Raw genomic sequence first — 5,571 nt, 5'->3', positions numbered from 1 at the left:
CATATCTTCCCAGAAGATTAATTAATTTTTATCCCGATTGGTGAGGGCTAATAATCAGTGGAGGATGAACAGCCCCCACTGATTAAAGTTTCACTTTATTCACAAAAAGATAAAAAACCCCTTACAAAAAGAATAAAAATAATATATTATGTATTAAAATACATAAAGTTCGAGAAAGGGGCCTTACATTGAAAATCTGGTTTTATGAAAAAACGGCACAATTAGATGATTTGCTTGGTATTTGGGACAATGTTCCGACCATCCCTCGAATTGGTGAAAAAGTTGAACTTCTAAAAACAGTTCGGATCGTTACAGATATTAAATACGTTAAAAATGGAAATAACTTCCGTGTAGAAATTATTACAAATTGAAAAGCAGCTCTCCTTTTCATACCGGAGAGCTACTTTTTCACGGCCTATAATCCGCCTTTTTTATAATAATCTTATCTTCTTCTACAGCTATTGTTACATACTCATTTTCTTCTAACTTGAGCTGGTTGACAGCCTCATCTGGCAGTTCCACCGCCATCAATCTATTCGTTAGTATAACTTGGCTATACATTTCATTTTCCAGTGATGAATTCCTCACTTTTTCTTCATTTATTAAGCGAATTGGTGGCACACCTACTTCTTTTACAGTACGCCATTGTTTCCAAGTAAAAGGAATTAACCATAATAAACCGATAATCGCAAGACCAATACCGATCCATAAATTACTTTGTACTTGTAATTCAGTAATCGAGATTGCGTCACTTCCATCTCCACCTACAAATTGCATACTCGTTGCAACCAAATTATTTAGAGCATGCACAGCAATATTCGTCCATATATTTTTTGTCTTTATGTATAGAAGGCACATAATAACACCGAACATGAAAGCACCGATAACATCAAAATGCCCTAATCCAAAAATAAGAGAGGATATAATAACCGCTCGTTTAATCCCCCATTTGTAAGCCATCCGCTGTAAGAAAAACCCTCTAAAAATAACCTCTTCCATTATTGGGGCTAATACACATGCTGAAATGAAAGTAAATATCGTCATGTATATGTTACTCGTATTAATTACATTTCCACCTTCTAACATGGTAACTAAGAAATCAGGTAAAGTATGTGCTAAAATATAAAATTGAATTTGGGATATACCGACTGAAAAAATCATTCCCATTATCGTTGCTAATACAATTAACCCCCAATGTAAACGTCCGGGCTTATCAAAAAAACTTTTAAAAACAACATTATTTTTACTTGTTTTTAAATATAGCCACAATAGTGGAAATACGAAAAATATTGATATTTGTGACAGGAACTCTATCGTATTGTCAGAAGCACCTGATAAACTTAATGGAATCATCGTCAGGAACATCCCTATAATCATCCATCCAAAAAAACTACGCAGTCTTATACGTGAAAATGCATATTGCATATTGAACACCTCCAGAGATGATATAAAGTAAAACTTTAATCAGTGGGGGTTTTGTTCATCCCCACTGATTATTAGCCCGCACCAATCAGGCTTTTACGGGCAGCAGGGCTTCCACCTAACTTCTTTGCTCCAGCCGAATTTTGAGGTGGGAGTTTTACTGCCCACAAATAGCCGAATAACTAAATTATAATATGAATATAGTTGAAAATCTCCCTATTTTTCTCAGATAATTTCAAACAATATATCTATTAAAACGATTTCATTGATAAACGTATTGCTATAATTGACATGGTATTAGTTCAGTCACTACAATTCAAGTAGTATAGGATTTAACTGATCTATTTATGGGTATTATAGCAGTCTTCAACTTAGTGACAGTTATATCCTTAAATAAATATGTGTTCGCTCCATTTTATAAACCAAAAAGAAGCTGAAAAAGACCCCATATTTTACGCTGACATCATGCTAGGAACTTGAAACGATTGAAGAAAGAACTGGTTAATAAAAATCCCCGTTAACACGGGGATTTTTTCTATTATAATACGTCACGTTTTTGGAATAATACACTTGATGCTACAAGTAATACAGCAAAGTATGCAACTACAAGTAATAATGAAGTTGTAAACGTAAATTCTGTAAATGGTGGTTCCATTCCACCGCTTACTAATTTATTACTGTCGTAAACACTTAAATTTAAATGGAAAAACACCACAAATTTCGCTACACCTTTTGCAAACATCATTAGTACCATATTAATTGCTCCTTGTAAGAAAAATAGGAACATCGTAATAATTAATGGCAATACAGAATTTCTAAATACGTTTGCTAAGAAAAATGCAAGCGTTGCAAAGAAGAAAGATGGAAGTACTTGATATAAAATAGACTTCATTACGATTCCTAACGTTAATTCTGTTTTACTACCATCCATTACAATTCCGCCAATAATCATTGCGATTAACGTGCTAGCAAATATGATAAATAATATAGTAAGTAACACTGTAATATATTTAGAGAACAAAACTGTACTTCGTTTTCTCGGACGGATTAATAACTGCTTAATTGTACCTTTTTGAAACTCATCAGTAATTGTACGAGAAGCAATCGTAATTCCAAAAATTGTTGCAAATAAGGTAATTAAACCAATCTCTGAACTTGCAAAATCTACATATGATCCTTTAAACTCATGTCCTCCTCCCCATTTCATCATCGCTAAAACTCCCAAAATCTCCAATACTGCAATTACACCTATTAAAATGTACATACCTTTTTTCGCATGTAACTTTAAAAATTCATTTTGAATTAATTTAAACATTACGCTTTCACTCCCCCTGTAATCGCTAAGAATTCATCCTCTAGCGTTTTATTTTGTACAGTAACACCATATACAAGTACATCCGCATTCACTAACTGTTTTACAATTTGCGGAATCTCTTCTTTCATTACAGATGTCACAGCTACATTTCCTTGTACTTTACCTTTAATAATTTCGTTCGCTTTCTGAACTTGATCTACTTCAAATGCGACTACAACTGTTTCATCATGCTTCGTTTGTTCATGTAAGTTATACTCTTGTACGAACTCACCTTGCTTTATAATAACAACGCGATCACACATTAATTCAATTTCACTTAGTAAGTGACTTGATACGATTACAGCGATATTGTCTTCTTTCGCTAATCGTTGTAAATAGTCACGAATTTGACGAATACCAGCTGGATCTAATCCATTTGTCGGTTCATCTAAAATTAAAATCTTCGGCTGATGAAGTAACGCCTGTGCAATTCCTAAACGTTGTTTCATACCAAGTGAGTATGTTTTTACCTTTTTATGAATTGCATGCTCTAATTCAACAAGCTTTACAATTTCAGCGATGCGCTCTTTACTAATAGGGGTAATTGCCATGTTTGCAAAATGCTTCAAGTTTTGCATACCAGTCATATAATCATATAGTTCAGGATTCTCTACAATCGCTCCAATTTGTTCTAACGCCTTTTCACGCTCTGTACGAATACTATGACCACAAATTGTAATATCGCCTTCTGTCATCGAAATAAGACCTGTCATCATACGAATTGTCGTCGTCTTACCACTACCATTCGGCCCAAGGAACCCGTATACTTCTCCCTCGCGAACCTCAAATGATAAACCGCGAATAATTTCTGTTCCACCAATCCTTTTTCGAACATTTTCTAATTTCACTACTACATTTCCCAATGCTGATTCCTCCTTTAGACTTCTAGTTTTTTATCGATGATACGACCTGTAACGACTAGTAATATAATTGTTAATAAACCATTAAAACATAGATTTAAAACTGTAATATCTGTGCCAGAATAGAATGATGTATTTAAAAAGCCATTTTGATCTATAAATCCAATATTATTTATGGAAAACATATACTTTTCTATTTGCTGAAAGATATACGTTATTCCCCCATTAAATGCGATAAAAATGACGAATAAGACTATGCAAACAATCTTACTCATCGATGATTTCACATTGAATAGCTTCACAATTACTATAATTAAATAAATTGAAACTAGCATATTAACAAAATCTAGTCCCCATAAAAAAATAGATAACAAATGATGTAATATTCCATAATCATATAAACTGTGGATTGCTTGCTGAACACCTAAATCTGTTTTTCCATTGTAAATATTTAAAGAAAAATAGTATAGAAAAATGATTCCTATTCCTAGCAAAATCATAAAGAGTAGTACACAAAATAAAACATTTGCACATATATACTTTTGTGCTGAAATAGAAGTATAACGTAGCATAGAGTTTTTTAGCATTTTTCGAAAAGACGATATACCTGTTAGAAGAATTGCAAATCCATTTATACTTAGTACGATAAAAAATATAATAATGATTATATCTTGCCTACCTGAAATTCTAACTCCTGAAACTCCTTTCATATTAAATAAAAGAATTAATGAAACTGTAATAAATCCGAAGTAAATAATGGCTATCTTTCTCTTATTACAATTATACAGATAACGAAAAAGCTGACTCATTTCCCATAGGCCTCCTTAAACAGCTCATGTACTGCTTTGCCCTTTTGAAATCGTAGTTCTTCCACATTTTCATGCAATATTATTTCTCCATCTTTCAAAAAGATTACTTCATCAAATATATTTTCGATTTCTCTTATTAAATGAGTCGATATAAGCAGCGTACAATCTTCACGATAAAATTTAAGGATTAGCTCAAGTACGTGCTCTCTAGAAACAAGATCAATCCCGCCAAGTGGTTCATCCAGTACATATAACTTCGCTGTTCGAGAAAATGTTAAAATGATTTGTAGCTTCTCGATCATCCCTTTTGACAATGCTGTAATTCTTTCTTCTAACGGTATTTTAAATTCAGCGATCGTATCTACCGCTTTTTGAATATCGAAGTCTTTATAAAAATCTCGATAGAAAAATAAAGCATCTTTTACAGTCATCCAATCGTCAAAGACTGGCTTATCGGACATAAAAGAAACAATTTCTTTCGTCTCTAATCCTACCTTCTTACCAGCTATTGTAATACTACCTTCAGAAGGGTGCTGCAGACCTGCAATCATTTTCAATAACGTCGTTTTCCCGCTCCCGTTATCTCCAACAAGCCCTATAATTTTCCCTTCCTTAATCTCTATATTTAATTCACGAATCACCGCTTTCAATCCATATCTCTTCCATAAGTTTTCTATTTTTAATAGCTCTGTCATTCACTCTCCTCCTTTTTCTCATTTAATGAAGAACGAAGAATTGAAAGAATTTCGTCTTCTGAAAAACCTAAATTGTCCATTCCACCTATAAAAGAGTGAAGTAATTCTTTCGCCATGTCTTTACGCAGCTCCATAATTTTCTCCCCTTCATTTGTTACATATCGTCCCATTCCTCTACGTGTTACAACAACACCATCACGTTCTAACTCTTGAAATGTGCGTTGAATCGTATTTGGATTTACTTGTAATTCACTCGCTAATTCACGTACGGAGGGAATTTTATCGCCAGACAATAAATGCCCCGTTACAATTTCTTTTTTTATGTATTCCATTACTTGAATGTAAATTGGTGTATTTGGAGAAAACTCTATTTTCATTTCTTCCCTCCTTTCGTATTAGTGTATTAGTTAAATAGTACACTAGAACAGAAT

At 33.3% G+C, this 5,571-nt stretch carries 7 protein-coding genes; 1 reads left to right on the top strand and 6 read right to left on the bottom strand.

What is annotated here, in order from left to right:
* Positions 1–188: 188 nt before the first annotated feature.
* Positions 189–371, top strand: coding sequence for a DUF3913 family protein (locus KI356_RS06835; protein ID WP_000707108.1), 183 nt, complete (start codon positions 189–191; stop codon positions 369–371).
* A 37-nt stretch (positions 372–408) separates the two neighbouring features.
* Here KI356_RS06835 and KI356_RS06830 read toward each other — a convergent pair whose 3' ends face one another.
* The 6 genes from KI356_RS06830 to KI356_RS06805 all read right to left on the bottom strand — a co-directional run bounded on the left by KI356_RS06830 (position 409) and on the right by KI356_RS06805 (position 5,517).
* The gene (locus KI356_RS06830) at positions 409–1,425 is read right to left on the bottom strand and encodes a CPBP family intramembrane glutamic endopeptidase (protein ID WP_212935112.1); all 1,017 of its coding nucleotides are present in this window, start codon (positions 1,423–1,425) and stop codon (positions 409–411) included.
* A 535-nt stretch (positions 1,426–1,960) separates the two neighbouring features.
* A complete protein-coding gene (locus tag KI356_RS06825; RefSeq protein ID WP_212935111.1) occupies positions 1,961–2,737 on the bottom strand; it encodes an ABC transporter permease in 777 nt (258 codons plus the stop codon).
* Positions 2,737–3,639, bottom strand: coding sequence for an ABC transporter ATP-binding protein (locus KI356_RS06820; protein ID WP_128282272.1), 903 nt, complete (start codon positions 3,637–3,639; stop codon positions 2,737–2,739). The genes KI356_RS06825 and KI356_RS06820 overlap by 1 nt, the downstream gene beginning before the upstream one ends.
* Before the next feature lie 14 nt (positions 3,640–3,653).
* The gene (locus KI356_RS06815; RefSeq protein WP_212935110.1) at positions 3,654–4,445 is read right to left on the bottom strand and encodes an ABC transporter permease; all 792 of its coding nucleotides are present in this window, start codon (positions 4,443–4,445) and stop codon (positions 3,654–3,656) included.
* Complete coding sequence (locus KI356_RS06810; protein WP_212935109.1) at positions 4,442–5,140, bottom strand: ABC transporter ATP-binding protein; 699 nt, start codon at positions 5,138–5,140, stop codon at positions 4,442–4,444. The genes KI356_RS06815 and KI356_RS06810 overlap by 4 nt, the downstream gene beginning before the upstream one ends.
* Positions 5,137–5,517, bottom strand: a complete 381-nt coding sequence (locus tag KI356_RS06805; RefSeq protein WP_128282269.1) for a GntR family transcriptional regulator — start codon at positions 5,515–5,517, stop codon at positions 5,137–5,139. Before KI356_RS06805 ends, KI356_RS06810 begins: the two co-directional genes overlap by 4 nt.
* Between the last annotated feature and the right edge of the window lie 54 nt (positions 5,518–5,571).

It is taken from the genome of Bacillus hominis (genome assembly GCF_018332515.1).
Lineage (GTDB): Bacteria > Bacillota > Bacilli > Bacillales > Bacillaceae_G > Bacillus_A > Bacillus_A hominis.
The sequence above is the reverse complement of the archived record's forward strand: the minus strand, read 5'-3'. Positions and strand labels throughout refer to the sequence as shown.

Coding starts and splice junctions, on each gene's coding strand:
- KI356_RS06830 (WP_212935112.1), bottom strand. CDS start 1,425: ATGCAATATGCATTTTCACGTATAAGACTGCGTAGTTTTTTTGGATGG.
- KI356_RS06825 (WP_212935111.1), bottom strand. CDS start 2,737: ATGTTTAAATTAATTCAAAATGAATTTTTAAAGTTACATGCGAAAAAA.
- KI356_RS06815 (WP_212935110.1), bottom strand. CDS start 4,445: ATGAGTCAGCTTTTTCGTTATCTGTATAATTGTAATAAGAGAAAGATA.
- KI356_RS06810 (WP_212935109.1), bottom strand. CDS start 5,140: ATGACAGAGCTATTAAAAATAGAAAACTTATGGAAGAGATATGGATTG.
- KI356_RS06805 (WP_128282269.1), bottom strand. CDS start 5,517: ATGAAAATAGAGTTTTCTCCAAATACACCAATTTACATTCAAGTAATG.